This window comes from Kouleothrix sp. 19917 (assembly GCF_057073505.1).
The window spans coordinates 2,977,967-3,000,718 of the sequence record NZ_CP097099.1; the positions used below are offsets into that span (position 1 = coordinate 2,977,967).

General features: G+C 61.7%; 19 protein-coding genes. 11 read left to right on the top strand and 8 right to left on the bottom strand.

The window, feature by feature from the left end:
* Positions 1–186 precede the first annotated feature (186 nt).
* Positions 187–630, bottom strand: a complete 444-nt coding sequence (locus M1P90_RS12135) for a hypothetical protein (protein ID WP_483702916.1) — start codon at positions 628–630, stop codon at positions 187–189.
* Between the two features lie 127 nt (positions 631–757).
* Here M1P90_RS12135 and M1P90_RS12140 point away from each other — a divergent pair, with 127 nt between their 5' ends.
* From M1P90_RS12140 to M1P90_RS12170, 7 genes are all read left to right on the top strand, one after another.
* A complete protein-coding gene (locus M1P90_RS12140) occupies positions 758–1,639 on the top strand; it encodes an NAD(P)-dependent oxidoreductase (RefSeq protein WP_483702917.1) in 882 nt (293 codons plus the stop codon).
* Between the two features lie 63 nt (positions 1,640–1,702).
* The gene (locus tag M1P90_RS12145) at positions 1,703–1,909 is read left to right on the top strand and encodes a helix-turn-helix domain-containing protein (protein WP_483702918.1); all 207 of its coding nucleotides are present in this window, start codon (positions 1,703–1,705) and stop codon (positions 1,907–1,909) included.
* 247 nt (positions 1,910–2,156) lie between these two features.
* Entirely contained in the window at positions 2,157–2,390 is a 234-nt protein-coding gene (locus M1P90_RS12150) for a hypothetical protein (RefSeq protein ID WP_483702919.1), read from the top strand.
* The gene (locus M1P90_RS12155) at positions 2,374–4,944 is read left to right on the top strand and encodes an RtcB family protein (RefSeq protein WP_483702920.1); all 2,571 of its coding nucleotides are present in this window, start codon (positions 2,374–2,376) and stop codon (positions 4,942–4,944) included. Before M1P90_RS12150 ends, M1P90_RS12155 begins: the two co-directional genes overlap by 17 nt.
* 383 nt (positions 4,945–5,327) lie before the next feature.
* A complete protein-coding gene (locus tag M1P90_RS12160) occupies positions 5,328–6,038 on the top strand; it encodes an NAD(P)-dependent oxidoreductase (protein ID WP_483702921.1) in 711 nt (236 codons plus the stop codon).
* A 16-nt stretch (positions 6,039–6,054) separates the two neighbouring features.
* Positions 6,055–6,906 (top strand): RNA polymerase sigma-70 factor, encoded by an 852-nt coding sequence (locus M1P90_RS12165; protein ID WP_483702922.1) that lies wholly within the window; start codon positions 6,055–6,057, stop codon positions 6,904–6,906.
* A gap of 303 nt (positions 6,907–7,209) precedes the next feature.
* On the top strand, positions 7,210–10,125 hold the full coding sequence (locus tag M1P90_RS12170; protein ID WP_483702923.1) for an SBBP repeat-containing protein: 2,916 nt from the start codon (positions 7,210–7,212) through the stop codon (positions 10,123–10,125).
* An 89-nt stretch (positions 10,126–10,214) separates the two neighbouring features.
* Here M1P90_RS12170 and M1P90_RS12175 read toward each other — a convergent pair whose 3' ends face one another.
* The 6 genes from M1P90_RS12175 to M1P90_RS12200 form a co-directional block, all read right to left on the bottom strand.
* Positions 10,215–10,901 (bottom strand): GDSL-type esterase/lipase family protein, encoded by a 687-nt coding sequence (locus M1P90_RS12175; RefSeq protein WP_483702924.1) that lies wholly within the window; start codon positions 10,899–10,901, stop codon positions 10,215–10,217.
* Positions 10,902–11,193: 292 nt separating this feature from the next.
* Complete coding sequence (locus M1P90_RS12180; protein WP_483702925.1) at positions 11,194–11,784, bottom strand: DUF445 domain-containing protein; 591 nt, start codon at positions 11,782–11,784, stop codon at positions 11,194–11,196.
* Between the two features lie 175 nt (positions 11,785–11,959).
* Positions 11,960–12,460 carry a DUF1810 domain-containing protein gene (locus M1P90_RS12185; protein ID WP_483702926.1) on the bottom strand — a complete coding sequence of 167 codons (501 nt, stop codon included), beginning with the start codon at positions 12,458–12,460 and terminating at the stop codon, positions 11,960–11,962.
* Between the two features lie 121 nt (positions 12,461–12,581).
* Positions 12,582–14,174, bottom strand: a complete 1,593-nt coding sequence (locus M1P90_RS12190) for a DUF790 family protein (protein WP_483702927.1) — start codon at positions 14,172–14,174, stop codon at positions 12,582–12,584.
* 137 nt (positions 14,175–14,311) lie between these two features.
* Positions 14,312–15,634: a DEAD/DEAH box helicase gene (locus M1P90_RS12195; protein WP_483702928.1), complete on the bottom strand. Its 1,323-nt coding sequence runs from the start codon at positions 15,632–15,634 to the stop codon at positions 14,312–14,314.
* Positions 15,635–15,712: 78 nt separating this feature from the next.
* Positions 15,713–16,195: a hypothetical protein gene (locus tag M1P90_RS12200; protein WP_483702929.1), complete on the bottom strand. Its 483-nt coding sequence runs from the start codon at positions 16,193–16,195 to the stop codon at positions 15,713–15,715.
* 511 nt (positions 16,196–16,706) lie between these two features.
* Between M1P90_RS12200 and M1P90_RS12205 the strand changes: the two genes are divergently transcribed.
* Both M1P90_RS12205 and M1P90_RS12210 read left to right on the top strand, forming a co-directional pair.
* Positions 16,707–17,111 carry a response regulator gene (locus M1P90_RS12205; protein ID WP_483702930.1) on the top strand — a complete coding sequence of 135 codons (405 nt, stop codon included), beginning with the start codon at positions 16,707–16,709 and terminating at the stop codon, positions 17,109–17,111.
* On the top strand, positions 17,098–19,755 hold the full coding sequence (locus M1P90_RS12210) for an SUMF1/EgtB/PvdO family nonheme iron enzyme (protein ID WP_483702931.1): 2,658 nt from the start codon (positions 17,098–17,100) through the stop codon (positions 19,753–19,755). The genes M1P90_RS12205 and M1P90_RS12210 overlap by 14 nt, the downstream gene beginning before the upstream one ends.
* 79 nt (positions 19,756–19,834) lie before the next feature.
* On the opposite strand, the gene M1P90_RS12215 is transcribed toward M1P90_RS12210, so the two are convergent.
* Positions 19,835–20,263: a CoA-binding protein gene (locus M1P90_RS12215; RefSeq protein WP_483702932.1), complete on the bottom strand. Its 429-nt coding sequence runs from the start codon at positions 20,261–20,263 to the stop codon at positions 19,835–19,837.
* A gap of 371 nt (positions 20,264–20,634) precedes the next feature.
* Between M1P90_RS12215 and cax the strand changes: the two genes are divergently transcribed.
* Both cax and M1P90_RS12225 read left to right on the top strand, forming a co-directional pair.
* Positions 20,635–21,750 (top strand): calcium/proton exchanger, encoded by a 1,116-nt coding sequence (gene cax, locus M1P90_RS12220; RefSeq protein WP_483702933.1) that lies wholly within the window; start codon positions 20,635–20,637, stop codon positions 21,748–21,750.
* A 36-nt stretch (positions 21,751–21,786) separates the two neighbouring features.
* Positions 21,787–22,719: a LysR family transcriptional regulator gene (locus M1P90_RS12225; protein ID WP_483702934.1), complete on the top strand. Its 933-nt coding sequence runs from the start codon at positions 21,787–21,789 to the stop codon at positions 22,717–22,719.
* Positions 22,720–22,752: the final 33 nt, after the last annotated feature.

Here is a 22,752-nt window from a genome sequence, read left to right on the forward strand (position 1 = left end):
GCTCGGCTGCCGCGTGTGTTTTTACCAAATCCGGGCAAATACTTCTATTTTGCCCATGCTGAACGGAGCGTCGAATAGTTCAAACCATATCTTCAAATCTCCGTGCCTCTGTGTCTCTGTGGTGACTTTCGCTGTCCAAAACCTCCGTGCCTCTGTGTCTCTCTGGTAAATTTTCTTGGTCTGCGCTCACCCCTCAAGCGGCTCCAGCGCCCACACAATTCGGCTGGCCGGGCTGTAGGCCACACGGTAGCGCGCGCCATTCTGCCCCGTCTTGTACGCCGCACGACTCAGGCGCATGCGCCCAAGCCGCTCGAAGCGGCCATGGAACGCCTGCGGCCCGCTGGCGCTGCGCGAGCGCACCAGGCGCTCCAGCCGGTCTTCTTCCACCAGCGCCACGCCCGCCATCAGGTCGCGCAGCCGCTGCAATGCGATCCATGCCATCACAGCAACCACCAGCCCCAGGAACAAAATCAACGCCACCGATGGCGGCGTGTTGGTCAGCCTGGGCAGGTAAAACACCACAAACAGCAGCGCCAGCACAAAAAAGCCCAGCGGCACCATCTCAATAATCAGCCGCGCCCGCTGGCCCGCCGAAAGCGGAACCGTGCGCGCCGCCTGCGATTCGATCATTCACTCGCTCCTTCACTGTTGGCCCATTCTAAAGTATGCGTCAAATCGTGGCGCGGCGCATTCCCACGCGCCCGGCCGAGGTGGTATCATACCCGGCGGACAAGTGCGAGCACAGCGAGAGGTTTTCATGAACACGGTAGCGTTTCTGGGCCTGGGCATTATGGGCGGAAGCATGGCGGCGAACCTGCAAAAGGCCGGCTTCCCGGTGAATGTGTACAACCGCACCGCCGCGAAAACCGCGCCGCTGGCCGCGCGCGGGGCGCGGGTGGCCCCCACGCCGCGTGAGGCCGCGCACGGCGCCAGCATTATCATCGCCATGGTTGGCGACGACACGGCCTCGCGGGCGGTGTGGCTGGGCGAGCACGGCGCGCTCGGCGGCGCTGAGCCCGGCGCGGTGCTGGTGGAATGCAGCACGCTCTCGATCGCGTGGGTGCGCGAGCTGGCCGCGCTGGCGGCTGAGCGCGGTCTCCCCCTGCTCGACGCGCCCGTGACGGGCAGCAAAGATGCCGCCGCCAATGGCGCGCTGCGGCTGCTGGTGGGCGGCGACGCGGCGTCGCTGGAGCGCGCCCGCCCGGCGCTGAGCGCGGTCAGCCAGGAGATTCTGCACTTCGGACCAAATGGCGCGGGCGCGACAATGAAGCTAATCAACAACATGATGGGCGCGGCGCAAACGGCTGTGCTGGCCGAAGGGCTGGCGCTGGCCGAGCGCGCCGGGCTGGATATGGAGCAGGTCGGGGCATTGATTCGTGGCGGCGCGCCGGGCAGCCCAATCGTGCAGGGCAAGATCGGTTTCATGCTGGCCCACAGCTACGCCGACACAAACTTCGCACTGCGCTGGATGCATAAAGACGCCACCTACGCCCTGCGCGCCGCCGACGAGCACAGCGTGCCGATGCCCACGCTTGCCGCCGCGCGTGAGCTGTATCGCATCGCCATCAACCTGGGCTACGCCAACGACGATTTTGCGGCTGTGTTCGAGGCGTTGCGCCAGCACAGCCCTGAGAAATGAACCCTTGACAACCGCAAAGCACCGTGCTACACTCTCAGGGATGTATAAGCAGCAGGTGGGTTTATGAAACGCGAACCAATTCATCCCGACACGGTGTATTCCCGTGAAGAGGCCGCCGACGTGCTGGGCGTTAGCTTAAGCACGATCAAGCGCCTGATCGCCTCGGGGCAGCTCGTCGCCAGCCGCCCCGACAGTATTCGCCGGATTTTTATCAAAGGCTCAAGCATTCTGGCGATGCTTGAAGAAACCACACTCGACATCAGGAAGTAGCCATGCGCGCCACATCATTCAGCCATCGTCCATATCGCTTCCAGTTACCCGCCACCGAATGCGTGGGTATGCTCGGTTGCGCATGGATTCTGCGCAGTGAGAATGATTCGCGCATAGGTTCCGCCGCAGAGGGATATGGCTAATACTCATTCGACACATTAGCTCTCTCTGCGGCGTGAAGCGCGAGCTTCACGCTTTTTGTTTGCCCACCCTGCTGCCCTATTTGCCAACCAGAAGAGGTGCCACCATGAGCGTTCCGACGCCGGCCCTAACCGAGCGCATCCGCCGCGACTACAGCGCCGAAGGAATGGAGGAGCTGGCCATGCGGCTCGACCTGCTGCACGACTACGCTTCGGCGGGTCGGCTTGCCGACGCCACCACCCTGCCGCGCGCCGAGCTGCGCGCCTGGCTTGAGGAAATCATCTACATCGCACGCGAAACCCTGCGCGAAATGGAGGGCGCCGATGTTTACCTACGTTAAGGGCATCCCCGTCTGGGGCGAGCACGACGACGCCACCCTGGCGCAGATCGCGCGCTGCGCGGCCGACGCCGAAGTGGCCGGTGCCGCACTCATGGCCGACGGCCACAAGGGCTACAGCATGCCAATTGGCGGCGTGATCGCCTACCGCGAGGCGGTAAGCCCCAGCGGCGTGGGCTACGATATTTCGTGCCTCGCGGCGGGCACGCTCGTCACAACTCGCGACGGCTACACCCTGCCGATCGAGCAGGTTGCGGCCCAGCACACAATCACCTGCTGGGATGGCGGCCGCGTGCGCCTGGTCGAGCCGTCGTTCGGCGCAATTGCGCGTGGTGTCAAGCCAACGCTTGCTATCACGCTGGCGAATGGCCGCGTGCTGCGCGCCACTGCCGACCATCATGTGCGCACGCTGGCAGGCTGGAAGCCAGCTGGGCAGCTCCACAGCGGCGATGTGGTAGCATGCGCGCCATTTGTTGGCCTGCCCTTCGAGCCGCAGACTGGCGATCTTGCGCCTGCGCTCGCGCCCGAACATGCCGCCGCGCTGGCTCGCCACGGCCTCTACCCGCTTGCCACCGACGGCGCGCTGTTCCCGATAATGGTGCGCCTGCTTGGCTACATCAGCGGCGGCGGGCACCTTTCGAAGGATGGCAAGCATATCGCCATTTACACAACCAGCCCCATCGATGCCGCCGATATCATTGGCGATTTTGCGCGCCTGGGCTTTCAGGCGCTCCTGCATCGCCGCGAACGCCACCCGCAACGCCAGGCCGAGCTGCTGGTGCGCGTCAACTCGCGCGCCCTGCATGCGCTGTTTGCGGTGCTCGGCTCGCCCGTGGGCAAGAAGGAATGGCCCGCCGCGCCAATGCCCTGGCTGTTCGTGCTGGCGCCGTGGCTGCGCGCGCAGTTTCTTTCGGCCTTTTGCAGCGCGGAAATGGTGACGCCGCGCCTCCTTCGCGCGCAGATGCCAAATCTTCAGCTCAAGCAGGCTGGCGAGAACCAGCACGCCATTCAGTTCATCGCTCGACTATTTGAGTCGCTTGGCTTCTCAACTTCCGTTGCGCCAAGCGGGCCGGGGCGCGGTGTGCGCCAGGATTATGTGCTGCAACTGCTGGGCGGCGAAGCTGCGCAGCTGCGTTTTCTTGGCGAAGTTGGCTTCTGCTACGCCCACGCCAAGCGCGTTCGCGGCGCTGCGGCGGCCAGCGTGCTCTGGCAGCGCGGCGCGCTTGTGCAGGCGCGCACGGCCGCCCGCGATGCCGCTCGGGCGCTCAAGGCGCAGGGCATGCCCTGGCGCGGGATTGTCGATACGGTTGCAGCGGAATACGACGTTGCGCCAGGACTCGTGTACCACGCGATGTACGACGAGCGCGGCACACCGCGCCGACCGGTCGGCACTACGCTCACGCCCCACAGCAGCGAAGAAATCTGCTGGGTAAGTGTCGCGTCGGTGCAGGCCGGGCCAGAGTTGCCTGTGTACGATATTGTCACGGGCGACGCCGCTGAGGCATTTTTCGCGCAGGGACTAGTAGTGCATAACTGCGGCAACAAAGCCGCGCGCACCAACCTGCGCGCCGCCGACGTGCGCCCGCACATGGCGCAGATCATGGATCAGATTGCGCGCACCGTGGTGTTTGGCGTGGGCCAGACCAGCGGCAAGGCGCGCGATCACGCCTTGTTCGACGACCCGGCATGGCGCGATATTCCGCAGCTTGGCAAGCTCCAGCAGCAGGCCCGCGAGCAGCTTGGCACAGTCGGCTCGGGCAACCATTACGTCGACCTGTTCGAGGATGAAGAGGGCTGGCTGTGGGTGGGTGTGCATTTCGGCAGCCGTGGGCTGGGCCATCGCACTGCCAGCGGCTTCCTCAACCTGGCGGCCGGCCGCGCCTTTGCCGACAAGGCCCCCGGCGAGCATATGGACCAGCCGGCAACCGTGCTGTCGCTGCGCACCGACCTGGGCGAAGCCTACTGGCAGGCGATGGAGCTGGCCGGTCGCTACGCCTACGCCGGGCGCGATTTCGTGGTGAGCCAGGTGCTTGGCATCCTCGGCGCGGAAGCCACCGACGAAGTGCACAACCACCACAACTACGCATGGCGCGAAGAGCACGGCGGCGAATCGGTGATTGTGGTGCGCAAGGGCGCAACTCCGGCATGGCCGGGGCAGCGCGGCTTTATCGGCGGCTCGATGGGCGACATCAGCGTGATCGTCGAGGGCGTGGCGGGCGACGAAGCCACCGCCGCGCTGCATAGCACCGTGCACGGCGCGGGCCGCGTGATGAGCCGCACAGCAGCAGCCGGCAAGCGCCGCTGGGTCAAGAAGGATGGCCGCCGCGTGCAGGAGCTGATCCGGCCCGGCGCGGTCTCGCCCGCGATGATGCGCGAGTGGGTGACACGCGCTGGCGTTGAGCTGCGCGGCGCGGGCACCGACGAAAGCCCGCACGTCTATCGCCGCCTGCCCGAAGTGCTTCAGGCCCACGCTGGCAGCATCCGTGTGCTGCACACGCTCACGCCGCTGGGCGTGGCCATGGCCGGCGAAGACGTGTTCGACCCGTACAAGGATTAAGTTGAGCCACAGAGAATACAGAGAACACGGAGTTATCTGGTGTTTGAGTAAGTGATAAGCATGCGCATCCAGTACTCTGGAAAATAAATTTCCTTGTACTCAGCTTCCAGGAAGCTCAAGCCAGTTTTACTTCAACCCGATACTCAGATTAGCTTCCTGGAAGCTTGCCCTGGCTTCATGATTGCACAAAATCTTGGTGCCTTGGTGGTTATTTGAGGTCTTTCCGGTGGCTCAGTCGTTTTCTCCAGCAAGTGCGGGCGCTGGCGTGGCTGGCGCTCGCATTTCTGTGTCAAAAAGCTCGCGCCGCTTGTCCCAAAATCGCCCTGCTTCCCGTCTTCTGTATACCTGCGGCAGCGCGCCGCAGCCACAGCACGGAGAAACTGATGAAGATCGCGATTTTTGGCGCCAACGGCCCGACCGGTCGCATTCTCACCGAGCAGGCGCTGGCGCAGGGCCACACCGTCACCGCCGTCACGCGCCACCCCGCCGCCTTCCCAATCGCGCACAAACTGCTGCGCGTCCAGGCCGGCGACGTGTTCGACTACGCGCAGGTAGAAACAGCCGTTGCCGATCAGGACGCCATCATCTCCACGCTCGGCGTGCCATTCAGCAGCCAGCCAATTTCGGTCTACTCACGCGGCGCCGAGCACATCATTCAGGCCATGCGCGCCCACGGCGTGCGCCGCCTGGTGTGCGTCAGCTCCAGCGCAACCGACCCCGAAGCGCTCCACCACGACACTGGCGGCGGCTTTGTGTTCGAAAAAGTGCTCAAGCCCTTGATCATCGGGCGTTTCGGGCGTACCCTGTACGAAGATATGTGGAAGATGGAAACGCTAGTGCGCGCAAGCGGGCTCGACTGGACGATTGTGCGGCCGTCGGGCCTGTTCGAAACGCCCAGCGTCACCGACTATCGCGTGGCGATTGGCATGCTCGACGAGCGCTACACCTCGCGCGCCGACCTGGCCGATTGCCTGCTGCAACAGCTTCACACGCGCCAGTACGTCCACCAGGCCATCGCCGTCACGACCGTGGCCGCGCAGCCAAAGATGCTCCAGTTTATTTTGAAAGAAGCGTTTCAGCGCCGGCCCAGCTAGCCGCAAGGGAACAGCCGTGGAATCATTCGAAACGCACCGCGCCTACCTTTTCGCGATAGCCTACCGCATGCTTGGCAGCGCAATGGACGCGGAAGACGCCGTGCAGGAAACATTTCTGCGCTACCAGGGCGCGCCGCCGCAGCCCATTCGCTCGCTGCGCGCCTACCTGACGACGATCCTCTCGCGGCTCTGCCTCGACCAGCTGCAGCGCGCCCGCCACCAGCGCGAGCAGTACATCGGCCCCTGGCTGCCTGAGCCCATCCAGACCACAAGCGACGACCCCGCGCAGCGCGTCGACATGGCCGAGTCCCTCGCGCTGGCCTTCCTGGTGCTGCTTGAGCAGCTGCAGCCCTTTGAGCGCGCCGTGCTTCTGCTGCGCGAGTCGTTTGGCTACGAGTTTGCCGAAATTGCCGACATGCTGGGCAAAAGCGAGGTGGCTTGCCGGCGCTCGTTCAGCCGCGCGCGGGAACATCTGCGCGCCCAGCGCCCGCGCTTCACGCCCTCGCGCGAAACGCACCAGCAGTTGCTCAGCGGCTTTATTCACGCCGTCCAGCATGGCGACATGGCTACCCTCACGCAGCTGCTCGCCAACGACGTCACGCTCTGGACCGATGCGGGCGGCAAGCGCAAGCAGGCCGCGCTGCAGCCGATCCACGGCCCCGACGCGGTTGGGCGCATGGCGACCGGCACATTGCGCTTCCTGCCGGATGGCTACTCTATTGAGTTCGGCGAGGTGAATGCCGAGCCGGCTGCAATCATTCGCGCCGAGGGCGAGGTCTTTTCAGTGCTCACGGTTGCGGTCGAGAACGGGCGAATTCACGCGGTGTATGTGATGGCAAACCCCGACAAGCTGGCACGCGTGGGCTAACACAAAAACGCCGCAATCCTGAAGCGAAACATACGGTACTGCGACTTTGGCTTTGTAGTGCCGTATATTTCGCTCTATACGTTCAGGCGAACTGACAACACTTCCATAGAGATGTCAAAATATTCATCGCCCCAAATATTGACAGCAGCGCCCACGATCCGCTATAGTATACCTATTCCAGTGCCCAACAGAATATAGAAGCCGCGCAACGAACGCGCAGCGCCAGCAGATGCCCAGCTGGCGAGCCTGTGTGTTCCGAGCAAAGGAAAATTGACGCCCCGCCAGCTTCGAGGAGATTCTGCTATGCCCCGCAGCCTGCACACTGCCGCCCTGGTTGGGTGTTTCGTCCTGCTCGTGACACTGCTGCCCGTCGCTGCGCGCAGCGCGCCCGCCGATCCTCCCGCGCCGGTAGCCGAAGCACCCGCCCAACCGCTCACCTTCGTCGAAAACGTTGGGCAGTTTGCGCCCGGCGCGCGCTTTGCGCTGCAAGGCGCAGGCGGCACACTCTTCGCCGCCGACGACGCAATCTGGCTGGCGCAGGCTCCGAAGGACGAGCAATCCCGTGGCGCAAACATTCGGCTGAGCTTCGCCGGCGCGGCACTTCACCCGCAGCTTGAGCCTTTCGGCAGGCTCGACCAGCAGATCTCCTATTTCCGCGGCTCGCGTGAGCGCTGGCGCAGCGCGGTGCCAACCTGGTCGGGCGTGCGCTACCGCGATCTCTACCCCGGCGTCGATCTGGAGCTGACTGGCGCAGATGGTCGGCTTGCGCCGCGCCTGGTGGCGCGCAGCAGCGCCGATCTAACAGCGGTGCGCCTGCAGATCGACGGCGCAGACGCAGTTGCGCTCGACGCGCAGGCCATTCACCTGCAAACAGCGGCTGGCCCAATCGCCCTGCCCTTGTTCAGCGCCGCCACGCCCGGCGGCACGCCCCTGCTGCCGCTTGGTGGCGCGCGCCCAAGCCTGCACGGCAGCACTGTGCAGCTGCCTGTGGCCGCCAGCGCCGCACCTGCCGCTGCCAGCGCCCCCGCCGCCAACAACGACGACAGCCTGATCTACAGCACCTACTTGGGCGGAAGCGCAGTTGATATTGGCACTGCGATCGCTACCGACGCCAATGGTTTTGCCTATGTTGCAGGCGATACATACTCGCTCGATCTGCCTACGTCGCCCGGCGCGTTCGACCCCGGCGATCTCAAATATCGCGATGTCTTCATTATTAAATTCCAGCCTGGCATCAAAACCTTCGTATACGAAACCTTCCTGGGTGGCTCGCACGAAGACGACCACAGCCGCAGCATTGCAGTGGATACGGCCGGCAATGCCTATGTGACTGGTTTTACCTACGCCGACGACTTCCCCACCACCCAGGGCGCATTCGATCGAACGTGCGGCACAAACGGCGAATGTATACCTGTTCCAAATGCGTTAGGCGATATTTTTGTGACAAAATTAAATAGCACTGGCACCGACTTATTCTATAGCACGTATATCGGCGGCAACGAGCACGATGCCGCATATGACATTGCAATTGACGCAAGCGGCTCCGCGTATATCACCGGCAAAACTGAATCGAGCAGTTTTCCGCTTGCTAGTGGCAGCCTGCATGGTGCTTCAGATGCCTATGTCGCAAAACTCAATCCGGCTGGCTCCAGCTTGCTCTACAGCCGGTATATTGGCGGCAGCGGCAAAGAAAACGATCAGGTTGCATATGAAGATCTGTACACAACAACACTTGTCATCAGTCCTACCAGCTCTATCGCTGTCGAACCGAACGGCACTGCCTATGTGGTTGGCACAACCGACTCGCCCGATTTCCCCGCCAGCATCGGCAGCGGCGCAGCGAATAACATCGACACTTTTCTGCTCAAGCTAGCTGCTGGCACTGGCGAAACATTGCTCAGCCGCTTGTATGGCGGCGACGGCATCGACTTTGGAAAAGACATTGCGCTTAGCCCAAGTGGCGTTTATATCGTGGGCAGCGCCAATAACCCCAATAACTTTCCCAGCGCCGGCACGCCCTACGATAGCTCGTTCGATGGGGGCACAGATGCGTTTCTGCTGAAGCTTGGCAAAACCAGTGGCGAAGTCGCATACAGCTCGTGGTTAGGCGGAAATGGCCTGGAGTGTGTTGAAATGTGCGCGCTTGCGCTTGGCCCAAATAGCGATATTGTTATCACTGGAGACACAGGCTCAAACGACTTCCCGACCACCAGCAATGCCTACCTGCGCGAATATAACGACTCCAACGACATATTCGTGGCGCGCATTGCCGCAAATGGCCAAAATCTTGTCTATGGCACCTATATTGGTTCGCCCAAAGAAGGCAATATCTCCAAGCAGGATTATGCGTTCGGCATTGCGCTCGACAGCTCGGCTAATGCTATGGTTGTGGGCATGACCAATGCCAACAACTTCCCAATCACCGAAAATGCCTTGTTTGGCGCAGGGCGTGGCGGTTTGGAAGACGCCTTCATGCTGGTCGTAGCAACACAAACCACCTATAGCATCCGTGGATTTGTTCTTAACAAGGCCAAAAAGGGGTTAGAAGGAGCAATTGTTCGCGATAATGCTGGCCATGCAGCAACAACCGATAGCAATGGCGAGTATATCCTGCGCGGATTGCTTGCCCGGAATTACACTATTCAGGCAAGCAAAATTGGTTATACATTCACGCCACTCAGCCTCAGTGTCACAACGCCAACAAATACAACCTTCAACTTCATTGGCACCCCGTCGAAAATATATGTGCCAATCGCGCAGAAAAGTCCGCAAGCCCCACCCGAAATCTGCCCGAACGACAAATATGAAACCAATAATGACGATCGCTCAAATGTAGGCAGCCTTCCCTTGTTAACTGCTGGCATAAGCATCAACGCCGCAATTTGCTTCAAGGAAGAGCATATCGGCAATAGCTTACGGCAGGACAACTATCGAATCAAAGCTCCCCCCGGCAGCAAAACCATGGTGGTGTCAATAACAAACTTGTCGCTCATCGTCAAAAATACTAATGATTCAGCAATTGTCGTATATAATGCGAGCAATACAAATCAACCTATAGAGGGCTGCTTTTGGACGAAGCCTGCTGAAATCACGTCTCCACGAACATGTAATAATATAACAGGCGGGAACGAATATATTATTCGTTTCTATATCAACGATGATAAGTTTAATGTGCTAGGCGACAATTACTCATACATGCTAAAGGTCGATTTCTCATAGATTTCGTGCCGATCTGCTCACAACAGAAAGATTTTGGTTCTGCGGTTCTTGTCTGGGCGTATCGCATACGCCCAAGCCGCTTCTCCGCGCTATTCCCGCCCCAGCGCGCCCAGCGCCTCGGGCAGCGCAAGCTTTGCCCACTCGGCGTACATCGCGCCGGCAGGGTGCAGCCCGTCGCCAGCGACCAGCGCAGGCTCGCTGGCGGCGCGGCGCGCAATCGGCGCAATATCGACGTAGCGCGCGCCGGCGGCCGCAGTTTCGGCGCGGTTGATCGCGTTGAAGGCGTCGGTCTCGGCGGCGATGCGCGCGGCATCGCGCCCGGCGGCAAAAGGCGTCACGCCCCAGTCGGGGATGGCCAGCACCAGCACGCGCCCGGCGTCGCCGCCGGCAAAGCCCACCGCCCGCGCCAGCAAGCCGCGAAACTGCTCGCGGTATTCTTCGGCGCTGCGCCCGCGATACTGGTTGTTCACGCCAATCAGCAGCGACACCAGCGCAAAGGGGCCACGCGGCGCGGCGGCGTCAATCGCCCGATCCAGCTCATCGGTCGTCCAGCCTGTGCGCGCAATGATCTGCGGCTCATCCAGCGCCGCGCCCTGTGCGCGCACAAGCGCCGCCAGCCGCACCGGCCAGCGTTCGGCGGCGGGCACGCTTTCGCCAATCGTATAAGAATCGCCCAGCGCCAGAAAGCGCGCGTCAGCTGCGGCCCCACCCGCCGTCGGCGCTTCGGCCATACGCGCCGGCACAGCCGCGCCGCACGCCACAAGCATAAAACTCATCACAACCCCTGCAATCACAAAACGCATAGTGTTCCCACACAGTATACAGCGGCGCGCTCGCCGCCCGTCTACTAGGCAATGCGAGCGCGCCGCCTTCATGGGTTGGTCGCGATGAGATTACAGGCCTGACGCAGCCAGCGTATTTCGCCTTCGATTCGGCAAGCTCACTGCGGGCGGCAGAAATATGTGCCCATTTTAGTGCTCGCACCAAAATAGGCACACAAAAGAAGAACGTACCGTAATCTGTTGCTTGGGTTGCAGTTATCTCGCAAATAGCGCCCAGCGCAAATACTTACTCGGCGTCGACGGCCGCAACCTCGTCGTCTTCTTCGTGCTCGTCGTACCAGCGCGAAAGCCCGCCGACCATCATCTGCACCAGCAAGGGCGTGTTGGCGTCGCTCATCACCGTGACGTAGGCGTTATAGTTGATCGCCAGCGCCTCGTTAACCAGCCCTTTATCGACATAGTCGGGTAGGAAGCGCAGCACCTGACCACTGATGGCGCGGCGCACGCGCGAGGTCGCCGTCCACTGCACGGCGGCGCGCAGGTAGTCGGTAAAGGCGGTGTCGGAAGGATCTTCGGTCACCGGCGGCTCGCCAAAGCGGTCGAGCACTTGTTCAACCACCCAATCTTCAAAGTGCAGTGGTGCAAAGCGCTCGTCGCGAAAGATCTCCAGGCTGAAGCGCTGCAGCTTTTCTTCATCGTCGCTGAGCGCGGCAGCAGCGGCCCGGTGCGGCTCAAGTGCCTTTTGCGCGGCGCGAATACGGGTTGCTTCTTCGTTGGATACCGGCTGCTCGAGCCAGGTGCCCTCGCATGCGGTGAGCGCAGCAATAAAATTGGTTGCCGCGCGGCGGTCGCGCTTGGCGCGAGACTTTCGACCCATGATAGTTCTCTCTGTGTTGCTTTGATTGAGACGGTGACGAAGTGTACTCGATCTGGACGTATTCGGCAACTCGCCCTGTGCGCTTTCAGCGCAGGGGTTAGGGATGGGGAATAGAGATTGGCGATTGCAATGCTGGCGCTCTTCCCTGATGTCCGCATCACTTCTTGATATTGCGCTACCCGTGCGACCTGAGCAGCGCCAGCGTGCTCGCGTCCGGCATGCCAGCGTAATATTTGCCGAGCACGCGCGCAAACACCGACTCTGGGCCAGCTACTGCGGCAAATAGTGTCATCGACGAATGGAGCTTCATGTCGTCGGGCGAATCAAAAATCGCCCTGGCCGAGCGCCCTTCTACCGCCAGCACCGCTTCGGCGCACTCGTTCAATCGCTGCCCAAGCATTGGGTGTTCAACATACTGACGCGCTTCTTCGCGGCTGTGGATCGCGTAGCGCCGCGCCATTTCGCTGCGGCCCAGGCCAGCAATCTGCGGGAAAATGAACCACATCCAGTGGGTGCGTTTAGAGCCCTTCTTCAATTCGCACAGCGCGGTTTCATACACAGTTTTCTTTGCGTCAGCAGTACTATTCCACGCGTCCGGCGCAGCATTTTGCGCGTCTACAAAGCGTTGGAGATCAAACGGGTCGGAGTTGCTGCCTGCATCAGGTGCTGATGACATCGCTGTCTCCTTTCTGCGAGTAGTTGACTCATGGCAGTATAGCGCGCCGCACAGCCCACTTCAAGCAACACAAAAGCGCGCAGGGAGCAAAACTTCCTGCGCGCCTGTACAAATGGCATTCCTATGCCGCGCGCGGCAGCAACTCGTTTTCCTCGATCAGTGCGCGGATCTCGCCCAGCGCCTCGGGCGCACACACACCCAGCCCCGGCAGGGCGTGGAGCGCCGGCCCACCCCAGCGCTGCACCATGCGCGCCGCCTCGTCGGTCGAACAGCCCATCAGCGCGGCGACGGTTTGCTCTTCCACAAAGCCTTCTTCGGCCACGCGCTGCTCAAGTTGCTGCCAGGGTGTCAGCACTTCATCCGGGCGGCGGCGCGGGTATTTGCGCTCCAGCAGCGTCACCAGCGCGGCAATTGCCTCGGCCGGCTGCTGCTCGTAGGTGGCCAGCGGGGCGACGCAGGCGCGCAACCCTTCGGCGACGTGCGCGGGCGCAACGACCAGCGCTTGCGGGCGGCCACCCAGCGCCGCCAGATCGCGCGCAATGGCGACTGTGGTGGCCTTGCCCGTGCCAATGCACAGCGCCAGCCGCTCGCGCCCGCGTTGCAGTGCGAAATCGGGCACCACCAGCGCGCCCTGCCCAATCAGCGGCTCGGGGTCGCGCCGCAGCCGCCAGCCCGCCGTGCGCCCACGTACCATTGCGCGGCCCCAGGCCTTTTGGAACGAGTCGGCAAAATCTTCGTCCCACGGCTCGCTCGCCACACCGCTCTGGCCGGCCGCCACGCCCAGAATTTTGAGCGCGCGCTCGTCGAGCTTGAGCTGCAAGGTTTGCCCACGCAAGTGCACCACCGCCGTTCCGCCGCTCAGCGCGTCGGGGTGGGCGGCCAGCAGGCGTAGCAACACGCGCGCCACCCGCCGTCCGGTGCGGCTCCAGTTCCCTAACGCATCGCGCGCGCCATGGATCGTCAGGCCCAACCGTTCGTCGAACAGCGTGCTCGGCGCGCCGCTCACGTCGTAGCGCAGCCGGTAGCGCCGCGCCAGGGCATGCGCACTGCGGATGATATTCCACACTGGGCCCCGCAATTGCAGGTGCAGCGCCTCGCAGTGGCAAATCGCCGTTTCAATCGAGTGGTAGTTGTACAGCGCGACAATCGCCTCGGGCGTGGGCGTTGCGCCTTGCTTCACCAGGAGCTGCTGGTCTTCCGAATCTAAGGTCAGCGCGCGCTCAAGCTGCTTGGGCGTCAGGCGTGGCGCGTCGGGCGGCGCGGGCCGGTCGGCGTCGGCTGCTTCCTGCTGCAACTTTGCGCACAGAAATTCGAGCGCCTCAGCGCGCTCGTTGGGCAGAATCACGCCGCCGTAGCGTCCGTTTGCAAGGCCATACAGCCGGGCGCGCATATCTGCTGGCGCGCACACGCCCGCGCAGCGCAGCACCTGGGCCAGTTCATCGCCCAGCGCCTCGGCAAAGGTTTGTTCGCGCCACGAGTAGGTGCGCGCCAGGCACGCCACCAGGCCGCGCGCCAGCCGGGCATCGCCAAAAAACTCCAGCAGCGTCTCGGCTTCGAACTCAGCGCGCCGCCGCCCAACCATTCGCTCGTAATACGCGATGGCATAGCCAATCGAGGCGGTGTAGCGGTCGTCGCGAATGGTGTATGGGTACAGCATGCGCTCGTCGCCGGCGCTGCGCGTGGTTTTCTTGAAATCTGCCGTTTTGAAAGCCATGGTTCCCTCAGAATATATAAGCAACTACCGTGTTGCGCGAGAGAAATGAGCCACAGAGAACACAGAGATCACCGAGCAAAATGCTCAAAGCGTGCGCGCACGCCGCAATGAATCGCCTGTATTTCCCATCGCCCACGCTACGCCGCCTTGCTCTTGCTGTCGGGCTTCTGCCGGCGTTTACGCGCCGCGCTCACCTCGCTGGTATAGCGCGTCACCAGTTCGTACAGCACCGCCTCGGTCTTTTTCGGGCGAATCACGCGTCCCAGGCGCTGAATATGCTCGCGCGCCGTGCTGTTGCCGCTCACCACAATCGCAATATTCGCGTCGGGCACATCCACGCCTTCGTTCAGCACCCGGCCTGCCACCAGCTTGGAATACGCGCCGCTGCGGAAGGCCTGCAAGGTGCGCTTGCGCTCGTCGGGCGCAGTGCGATAGGTGATCGAAGGCAGCGCCAGCGAGCGGCTGATCGTATCGACCAGCGCGGTATATTCCGAAAATACCAGCACTTTGTCCTGGCGGTGCTGGGCCAGCAGCCGCGCCACTTCGCCCAGCTTGGCCTCGGCGTTCAGCGCGATCATGCGCGCCTGGTGGTGCGCACGCAGCGCCTGGCGCGCGGCCGGGTCGCTGCCGCTGCGGCGAATCAGCTCGCCAAAGAAATCGCCGCCGCGCGCCAGCATGCCGCGGTTGCGCGCCACGAACCATTTCCACTCAGTTGTCAGCGCGGCATAGCGCAGGGCTTCTTCCGGCTGAAGGTTGACATAGATGCGCTTCTCGCGGAACTTCGCCAGATGCCCATCGGCCGAAAGTTCAGCTGGCGTGCGCTGGTACACCACCGGCCCCATCAGGCGGTACAGTGCGTTTTCCGCGCCGTCGCTGCGCTCGGGTGTAGCGGTAATGCCTAGCCGGTAAAGTGCGCCGCAGCGTGCCGGAATGACGCTGTACGACGGCGACGGCAGGTGGTGCGCTTCGTCGCAGATCAGCAGGCCAGTACCGGCAATTGGCGCTTCGGGCATTGCCGCCGAGGCGTAGGTGCTGATCGTGATCGGGCGCAGCTCGCGATGGCCGTCGCCCAGAATGCCAACATTGCTTTTCGCCACGCCCAGGCGCTCGATCATGGCGTCGCGCCACTGGTAGAGCAGTTCGATGGTGGGCACAACCACCAGTGTGCGCAGGCCCAAACGCGCCGTCGCCATCAGCGCCAGCACGGTCTTGCCCGCACCGGTTGGCAGCACGACGACGCCACGCCCTTCGGCAGCAAGCCAGGCCGCCAGCGCATCATCCTGGTAGGGGCGCGGCGTCAGCGCCAGCTTGGTGCGAAATCCGCCGGCCATATCCTGCGCGTCGGCAGAGCCGGGCAGCGGCTCAATCGTGCTTTGCTCATCCAGCGTTGCGTCAAGCAGTCCATCTTCAGCTTCTTCCAGCTCGTCAAACAGTTCGTCGAGCCCTCGTTGGCGTAGCATGGTGCTCCTATCGGGGCAAGCAGCCCTGGCGCGCAGGGCAAGCGCCGCAAACCGCGCCCGCCCCACGCTCGAAATTCCTTACAGTGGCAATCGCTCCTGGCGCAGTTCGCTCCCGCCGATTGCATCCAGAATTGCGGCGGTGCGCTTGGGCCCAACCCCCCACACGCGTTGCAGCCGACCGGTGGCGGCGGCGCGGCGCAGGCTGGAAGCGTCGGTTTCGCCAATATCCTTGTGGATGCGCGCCGCAATAGTCGGCCCAAGGCCGCGCACATTCAGCCGCATCAGGCCGCGCTCTTCGGCTGGCAGCTCGTCGCACAGCGCTTCGTAGAAGGGCAGCGCGTCTTTCTGCGCCAGCGTGCTGATCTTGCTCGTCAGGCTTTTGCCGAGGCGCGGCAGGCCAAGCGGCTGCCCGGCTGCCACCCGTGCGGCAACGGAATGGCGTGCCCGCAGCAGGTTGCGCGCCGCCTGCCGATACGCGCGGATGCGATAGGGGTTACCTTCCTGGGTGGAAAGAATCGTGGAGATGTTGAATAGAATGGCGGCGATCTCGCGGTTGGTCATGGCTCCACCTCATGTTCATACTCGTATTTCGCATAACATTACTCTGGTAATAATAGAACTTTTGTGCTAAAGTATACCACTCCTTTACCCAAGTGTCAACGAATTTATGTGAAAAAATCGCCGCGCCTGCGCCCGTTTGTTCGCGGGAATAGCCCTATCTGATGCGCATAATGCGAGCAGTATTGGGCATTCCATGCCCTTTCCTGATAATTTCCTTATAATCAAGAAGATACCAAATTGTGACTCAGGTGCAATCCTTTTGTGACACTAGTGTTACCTAAACCACTTTACAGAACGACCCGCTTTCGATACTATTAGAGTTAGTATTATGATAAGTAATTATGTAAGGCTCATGCGCCTTGCGGCGCGCCCTGCAATTCCAGGAAGAATGCAGTGAGCAGTACACACAGGAAGGAGGGCACACCCAGGCGAGGCATTATGTAACCCTCAATGGAGTACCAACCCCTACCTGCTCTTCACACCACGACGTTGAACTCAGAGGAGGTAAACCATGCCCGTTGAAACAGTCCTTGTCGTCGATGACTCGACCGATATCCGCACCGTCGTCAAATATGCACTGCTCGATCAGGGTTTTCGAGTGATCGAAGCGTCAAATGGATACGAGGCAATTCAGCTCGCGCGCCAATGGCGTCCCACCGCAATTTTGTTAGATCTGTGCATGCCTGGTATCGATGGCTGGGAAGTTACGCTTCAACTTCGCTCCGACCCGGCGCTCGACGAAGTGCCAATTATTGCTATGACGGCATATGACGTCGCGCCAGCAATTCTCACCGCAAAAAAAGTAGGATGCCAGCATGTTGTGGCAAAGCCATTTGATCTTTACGACATTACGCAAACAATCAAACATTTTCTTACGAATCAAATTGAACTAACGGTACGTTATGCAGGATGTTGAAACAATAGAGGCACTTCAACGCCAGCTAGCAGTCCATCGCCGAACGATCGAATTACTGGAGATTCAGCGCGCCCAGTTTGGGGCTTTCACTCCGCCATACATCTGGCATCAATTCGACGAAACGCGAAACGATATTGCTCGCATCAAATACGAGCTGCGCGATCAGGGGATCGAGGTAAGCGATCATCCTGGTGATGCCGCCGCAGTGGTGGCCGCACCCACCAGCAGTGCCGTGCCTTCGCCCGACGGCGCGGCGCTGCTGCGTGCTTATCAATCCATGCTGCTCGACCAGCTGCGCTATCTGCCGCTGGCAGGGCTCAGTGGCTGGGAAGACGAATACCGCCAGCTTTCGGCACTGTATGTCGACCGCACGCTGACGGCGCTCGCCATACCCGCAGCGCCCGAGCCCGGGCAGCAAATGGCGGCGAGCCTTTTTGTGCACGCCAGCAAGCCCGGCGCGCGCCTGATCATTCAGGGCGAACCTGGCAGCGGCAAGACAACCAGCCTGCATGCGCTTGCTCTTGCATGTGCCGCCCAAGCCACCGGCGACCCCGAGAGCAGTGTGCTCGCAGCAGCCTGGAGCGCGCCAGCCCCGCTGCCGATTTCTCTCTCGGGCTCGAACATCGCCGCAGCACTTGCGCGCAGCAACGCCGCCCCAAACGAGCAGTCGATTCCAACACTGGGCGCTTTTTGGGAAGCGATTGAAGGGTGGCTGCAATACAGCAACCTTAGCGACCTCGTGCCCACCATTCAGGCAATGCTCGAACGCGGCGAGTGCCTCATTCTGATCGACGATATTGATGACCTGCCCCGCAATGCCAGCGAACATGCCTATATGATGGCGCTGGGCCGTTTTGTAGCGCGCTATCCGCTCAATCGCTATGTGCTGAGCTGCACATCATTCCGCCCTGTTTCTATGGCGCCGCTCGCAAGTTTCGCGCGTTTCGCCTTCGCCCCACCCGATCAGGCGCAGACTGCGGCGATGATCGAGCGGTGGTACTCAAGCGTTGCCGATCGGGCCGCTTTGATCATCACCAACGAGCGTATTGAACAATTTCAAGCGCTGCTGCTTGGCGATGAGCGCCTGGGCGTATTTACCCGCACACCACTAACCCTGGCGCTTAGCGTGCTGGTTCATGCCGAAGGCTATGCCTTGCCGGCCAACCGGCACATGATTCTGCAGCGGCTCGCAAACCTCTTCCTAAGCGGTCGGCAAACTGGCCAGGCCGACGCTGCTCGCCAGGTCAATCAGGGATTGGAAGGTACTCAGTGGCTCGCCCTTAGCAATCGGCTCGCGCTGGTGGAACCACTGGCGCTGGCCTTGCAGGTTCAGTCGCAGCGCAATCCCGACAACGAGCCGACCATGCTGATGGCCGAGATTGAGGCATTGATTAGCGCCGAACTGCAAAAACTGCATCTGCGAACACAATCCAATCCTGCGGCCTGCCTGAACATACTGGACTGGTGTTGTCGGAATTTACTATTAGTGCAGACCAGTAATGGCACCTATGCCATGCCAAACACGCAGCTTCGCGAATATCTGGCTGGCCAGGCGCTCGCTGCCCAACCCGATTTCCCAACCCGCGCCTACGAATATCGCCACGCGGCCCACTGGCGCGAAACACTGCTCCATGGAGTCCGCGAGCTTGAGCTGCGCGGCATTCCGCATATCGCGCGTTTATTTGTGCGCCTGCTTCTCCACCCGCCGGCTGGTACCATCCCGAGCACCAGCGAAATATTTTTTGCCGCTACCTGCCTGCTCGAAATGCGCGAGCTGCCCTGGGCAAATCGTTCGCTGCGCGGCGAAGTGCGCGAACGCCTGGTGGCCTGCATCACAAACCCGGAACTGAGCGTGGCTGAGCGCATCGAAGCCGGGCTGCTGCTTGGCAAGCTTGGCGATCCGCGGCTTGCACATGCAGTGCCACACATGGCCACAATTCCTGGCGGAGAGTTTATTCTCGGTACAGCTGAAGGATATGACGATGAGCGCCCGGCCCAAACCTTTGTGCTACCGTTATTTACCATCGGTATCTACCCGGTCACAAACGCAGAATACGCCCGCTTTCTCGCCGCCATGCCGCTGCAAGCGCCACCGCGCCACTGGTATGATCCACGCTATAACAACCCGGCCTGCCCGGTTGTCAGCATTAGCTGGCACGATGCAGTAGCCTACTGCCGCTGGCTTACCGTGCGCCTGCGCGCCGACGGGCTGCTGCCCGCCGGGCAGATTGTGCGCCTGCCAACCGAAGAAGAGTGGGAAAAAGCAGCCAGCTGGGACGCGCAGCAACAAATCAAGCGCAAGTTCCCGTGGGGCGATGAGTGGGGCGCATCATACGCCAACACTGCCGAAGCGCGCGGCAACTGGACAAGTTCGCCAGTAGGATGCTACCCGCATGGAGCCAGCCCATATGGCCTGCAGGATTGTGTGGGGAATGTTTGGGAGTGGACGGCCAGCGAATACGCCAGCTACCCTGGCGCCCAGCGCAGCTTTCGCGAGCAGGGTGTATATACGCTGCGCGGCTCGTCGCACGCGACTAACCCCACCCACGCGCGCTGCACCTATCGCAGCCGCCTGCCCGCGACGTCATGGCGCAATCACCTGGGGTTTCGCATTGTGATCGGGGCGCCGCTACCCGAGCATTAGCAGTGGGCTGGGAGGGGAAGGCCGCGGGGAAGCGAAAACTGGCAGGCACCTGCCTACCTCTGCGGGCGAGGCGTAGCAGCTAATACAGGACGCTTTCGACTTCGCGCATCAGCCGGCGATGCTCAATCGCCAGGCAGCGATCCATCACCACCTGCAACCCAGCCTGCTTGGCGCGCACAGCTGCAGTCGGGGCAACGATCCCGAGCTGCATCCACACTGCCGTCGCGCCGATCGCAACCGCATCATCGACCACGCCGGGCACATACTCGGGCCGCCGAAAAATATCAACAATATCAACCGGCTCGCCAATATCGCGCAGGCTTGCAAACGTGCGTTCACCAAGCACGCGCCCATTCAGGTTCGGGTTGACTGGGATGACGCGGTAGCCGCTGCGCTGCAGAAAGCGCGCAACCGCAAACGAATCGCGCTCGGGGCGGTCGCTCATGCCCACCACTGCAACCGTGCGTGCACGCTGCAACAAATCACGAATTTCATTATCAGAAAGCATCTCTTCTCTCCCTCCACAAAACAACACGATGATGTGTACGGCCCAGGAAAGGCCAGCACGCATCATCGCGTAAACGGCAAAAGAAAACACAGCAACAGCCATGGTGCGGCTGCATTGCCGTGTTCAAGGCTGGGCGCATATTTGCCGCGCCCTAATGCATATATCCTACTCCTTTCCCCCGCGAAACGCAAGCCATGAATAAGGAGCAAAACTGTACGAGCGCATATCGTAGTTCCATCTTTTCAGGGCCTGCGATCCATATAGCAGCGGCATTCGCAGGGCGGCAAGAGAAGTATGGTATCATAGCGCCGCCCACGGAAACGAAACTTTTGCCGAATTTTTGGGGAGCTTGAAGGAGAAGGAGCGCGCCCTTGAAGTACCTGCGCTATCTGCTCATTTTTGTGCCACTTGCGGTTGTGGCCGAGTTCATGGAATGGAGTCCACTGCTCATTTTCCTGTTCTCGTGCGTCGCGCTGATTCCGCTCGCAGGTTTACTGGGTGAAGCAACCGAAGAGTTGGCGATTCACACCGGCCCGAAAATCGGCGGTTTGCTGAATGCCACCCTCGGCAATGCGGCTGAGCTGATTATCACGATTGTGGCGCTGAGTCGGGGCGAGCTCGATCTGGTCAAGGCATCGATCACTGGTTCGATCCTTGGCAACCTGCTGCTGATCCTGGGCGCGAGCCTGCTGCTCGGTGGCCTGCGGCATGGCACGCAGAAGTTCGATCGCAGCCTGGCTGGCGTTTCGGCCACAATGATGACGCTGGCGGTGATTGGCTTGATCGTGCCAACGCTGTTTGAGCTGCTGCACGAGCTGAATCTGGGTAGCCTGAACGTTTTCAACACCAATGTCAACGACCCGGCGCTCAACCATCTCAGCTTGTGGGTGGCGGGTATTCTGATCCTTCTCTATGTGCTCAGCCTGGTGTATACCTTCCGCACACCGCAGCGCGAAGAGCATGCCGGCGTTGACGACCACAGCGACGAAGACGAAACGCATACTGCCAGGTGGAGCGTGCCGATGTCGGTGGGCGTGCTGGCGGCCAGCACAGTCGCGATTGTGTTTCTGAGCGAATTTCTGGTTGGTGCGGTCGAGCCAGTGGTCGAGAGCCTGGGCATCAGCAAGCTGTTCCTGGGCGTGATCATTATTCCGATCGTGGGCAATGTGGCCGAGCATATTGTGGGCGTGCAGGTTGCGCTGAAGAACAAGATGGACCTGTCGCTTTCGATCTCGCTCGGTTCGAGCATGCAGGTGGCGCTGTTTGTTGCCCCGCTGCTGGTGTTTATCAGCCTGCTGTTCGGGCCCGAGCTGACGCTGTTCTTTAGCCTGTTTGAAGTGGTGGCGCTGACGCTGGCGGTGTTTTCGGCCACGCTGGTTTCGGTCGATGGCGAAAGCAACTGGCTCGAAGGCGCGCAGCTGCTGGCGGTGTATGTGGTGGTTGCGCTGGGCTTCTACTATACTGGCGTGGTTGCGCCGGCAGGCTAGTATGCCCACCGCGCGCAAGGCTGCGCCATCACCACCATGCTGAACACGATCCACCTGCAAACGTTTCTTGCTGTGGTCGAAGCGGGTAACTACAGCGCCGCCGCCGAACGCCTGCATATGTCGCAGCCGGCGGTGAGCCAGCATATTCGCGCGCTGGAAGATCAGCTCGACCACATCCGCCTGTTTCGGCGCGTGGGCCAGCAGATGCTGCTGACGCACGCCGGCGAAGACCTGGTGGTGTCGGCGCGCGAGATGCTGGCCCTCTCGGCGCGGGCGGAAGAAAGCATTCGCGCGCTGCGCGGCCAGATCAGCGGGCGCGTGACACTGGGCTGCACCGCTTCCAGTGGCGAGATCCTGCTGCCGGGCCTGCTCGGCGCGTTCCGCACGCATTTCCCCGCGATCATGATCACTGTCTCGATCGCGCCGATCGAGGCGCTGCTGGAAGGCCTGGAAACCCAGCAGGTGCAGATGCTGCTGATCGAAGAGCAGCAGCGCCGCCGCGGCTGGGAATCGACGCTGCTTGGCACCGAGCGGGTCGTGCTGATCGCGCCACGCGGCCATGCCCTGCTGCACCAGGAGCAGGTGCCGCCCGGCATGCTGCGCGAACACCCGCTGGTGCTGCCACGCGCTGGCACACCCCTGCGGCGCATTATTGAGGATGGTCTGCGACGGCGCGGCGTGGGCGCAACCGACATTCATGCCGCGCTCGAAACCGACGCCATCGGCATGACGCTGCAGGCGGTGCGCGATGGGGTTGGGCTGGCTTTCATCCCCCAAACGCGCATGACACGCGGCCGCGACCTCGCAATTGTCGACCTGGCCGGCGTGAACTTGCAGCAAGACTGGCACCTGCTGCGTTCGCGTGAGCGCAACGCCCCCCGCGCCGTGCAGGAACTGTATACGTTTATGCTTGGCCCCAGCGCGCGCCGCCTGCTTGGCAAGGCTGGCCTGAAAGTGCCGGCCGAGTAGCACACGCTTCCCCACGCCCTTGACGCTCTGTGA

Coding starts and splice junctions, on each gene's coding strand:
- M1P90_RS12145 (WP_483702918.1), top strand. CDS start 1,703: ATGAAACGCGAACCAATTCATCCCGACACGGTGTATTCCCGTGAAGAG.
- M1P90_RS12160 (WP_483702921.1), top strand. CDS start 5,328: ATGAAGATCGCGATTTTTGGCGCCAACGGCCCGACCGGTCGCATTCTC.
- M1P90_RS12195 (WP_483702928.1), bottom strand. CDS start 15,634: ATGCTACGCCAACGAGGGCTCGACGAACTGTTTGACGAGCTGGAAGAA.
- M1P90_RS12175 (WP_483702924.1), bottom strand. CDS start 10,901: ATGAGTTTTATGCTTGTGGCGTGCGGCGCGGCTGTGCCGGCGCGTATG.
- M1P90_RS12205 (WP_483702930.1), top strand. CDS start 16,707: ATGCCCGTTGAAACAGTCCTTGTCGTCGATGACTCGACCGATATCCGC.
- M1P90_RS12150 (WP_483702919.1), top strand. CDS start 2,157: ATGAGCGTTCCGACGCCGGCCCTAACCGAGCGCATCCGCCGCGACTAC.
- M1P90_RS12155 (WP_483702920.1), top strand. CDS start 2,374: ATGTTTACCTACGTTAAGGGCATCCCCGTCTGGGGCGAGCACGACGAC.
- M1P90_RS12135 (WP_483702916.1), bottom strand. CDS start 630: ATGATCGAATCGCAGGCGGCGCGCACGGTTCCGCTTTCGGCGGGCCAG.
- M1P90_RS12180 (WP_483702925.1), bottom strand. CDS start 11,784: ATGGGTCGAAAGTCTCGCGCCAAGCGCGACCGCCGCGCGGCAACCAAT.
- M1P90_RS12210 (WP_483702931.1), top strand. CDS start 17,098: ATGCAGGATGTTGAAACAATAGAGGCACTTCAACGCCAGCTAGCAGTC.
- M1P90_RS12185 (WP_483702926.1), bottom strand. CDS start 12,460: ATGTCATCAGCACCTGATGCAGGCAGCAACTCCGACCCGTTTGATCTC.
- M1P90_RS12140 (WP_483702917.1), top strand. CDS start 758: ATGAACACGGTAGCGTTTCTGGGCCTGGGCATTATGGGCGGAAGCATG.
- M1P90_RS12200 (WP_483702929.1), bottom strand. CDS start 16,195: ATGACCAACCGCGAGATCGCCGCCATTCTATTCAACATCTCCACGATT.
- M1P90_RS12215 (WP_483702932.1), bottom strand. CDS start 20,263: ATGCTTTCTGATAATGAAATTCGTGATTTGTTGCAGCGTGCACGCACG.
- M1P90_RS12190 (WP_483702927.1), bottom strand. CDS start 14,174: ATGGCTTTCAAAACGGCAGATTTCAAGAAAACCACGCGCAGCGCCGGC.
- M1P90_RS12225 (WP_483702934.1), top strand. CDS start 21,787: ATGCTGAACACGATCCACCTGCAAACGTTTCTTGCTGTGGTCGAAGCG.
- M1P90_RS12170 (WP_483702923.1), top strand. CDS start 7,210: ATGCCCCGCAGCCTGCACACTGCCGCCCTGGTTGGGTGTTTCGTCCTG.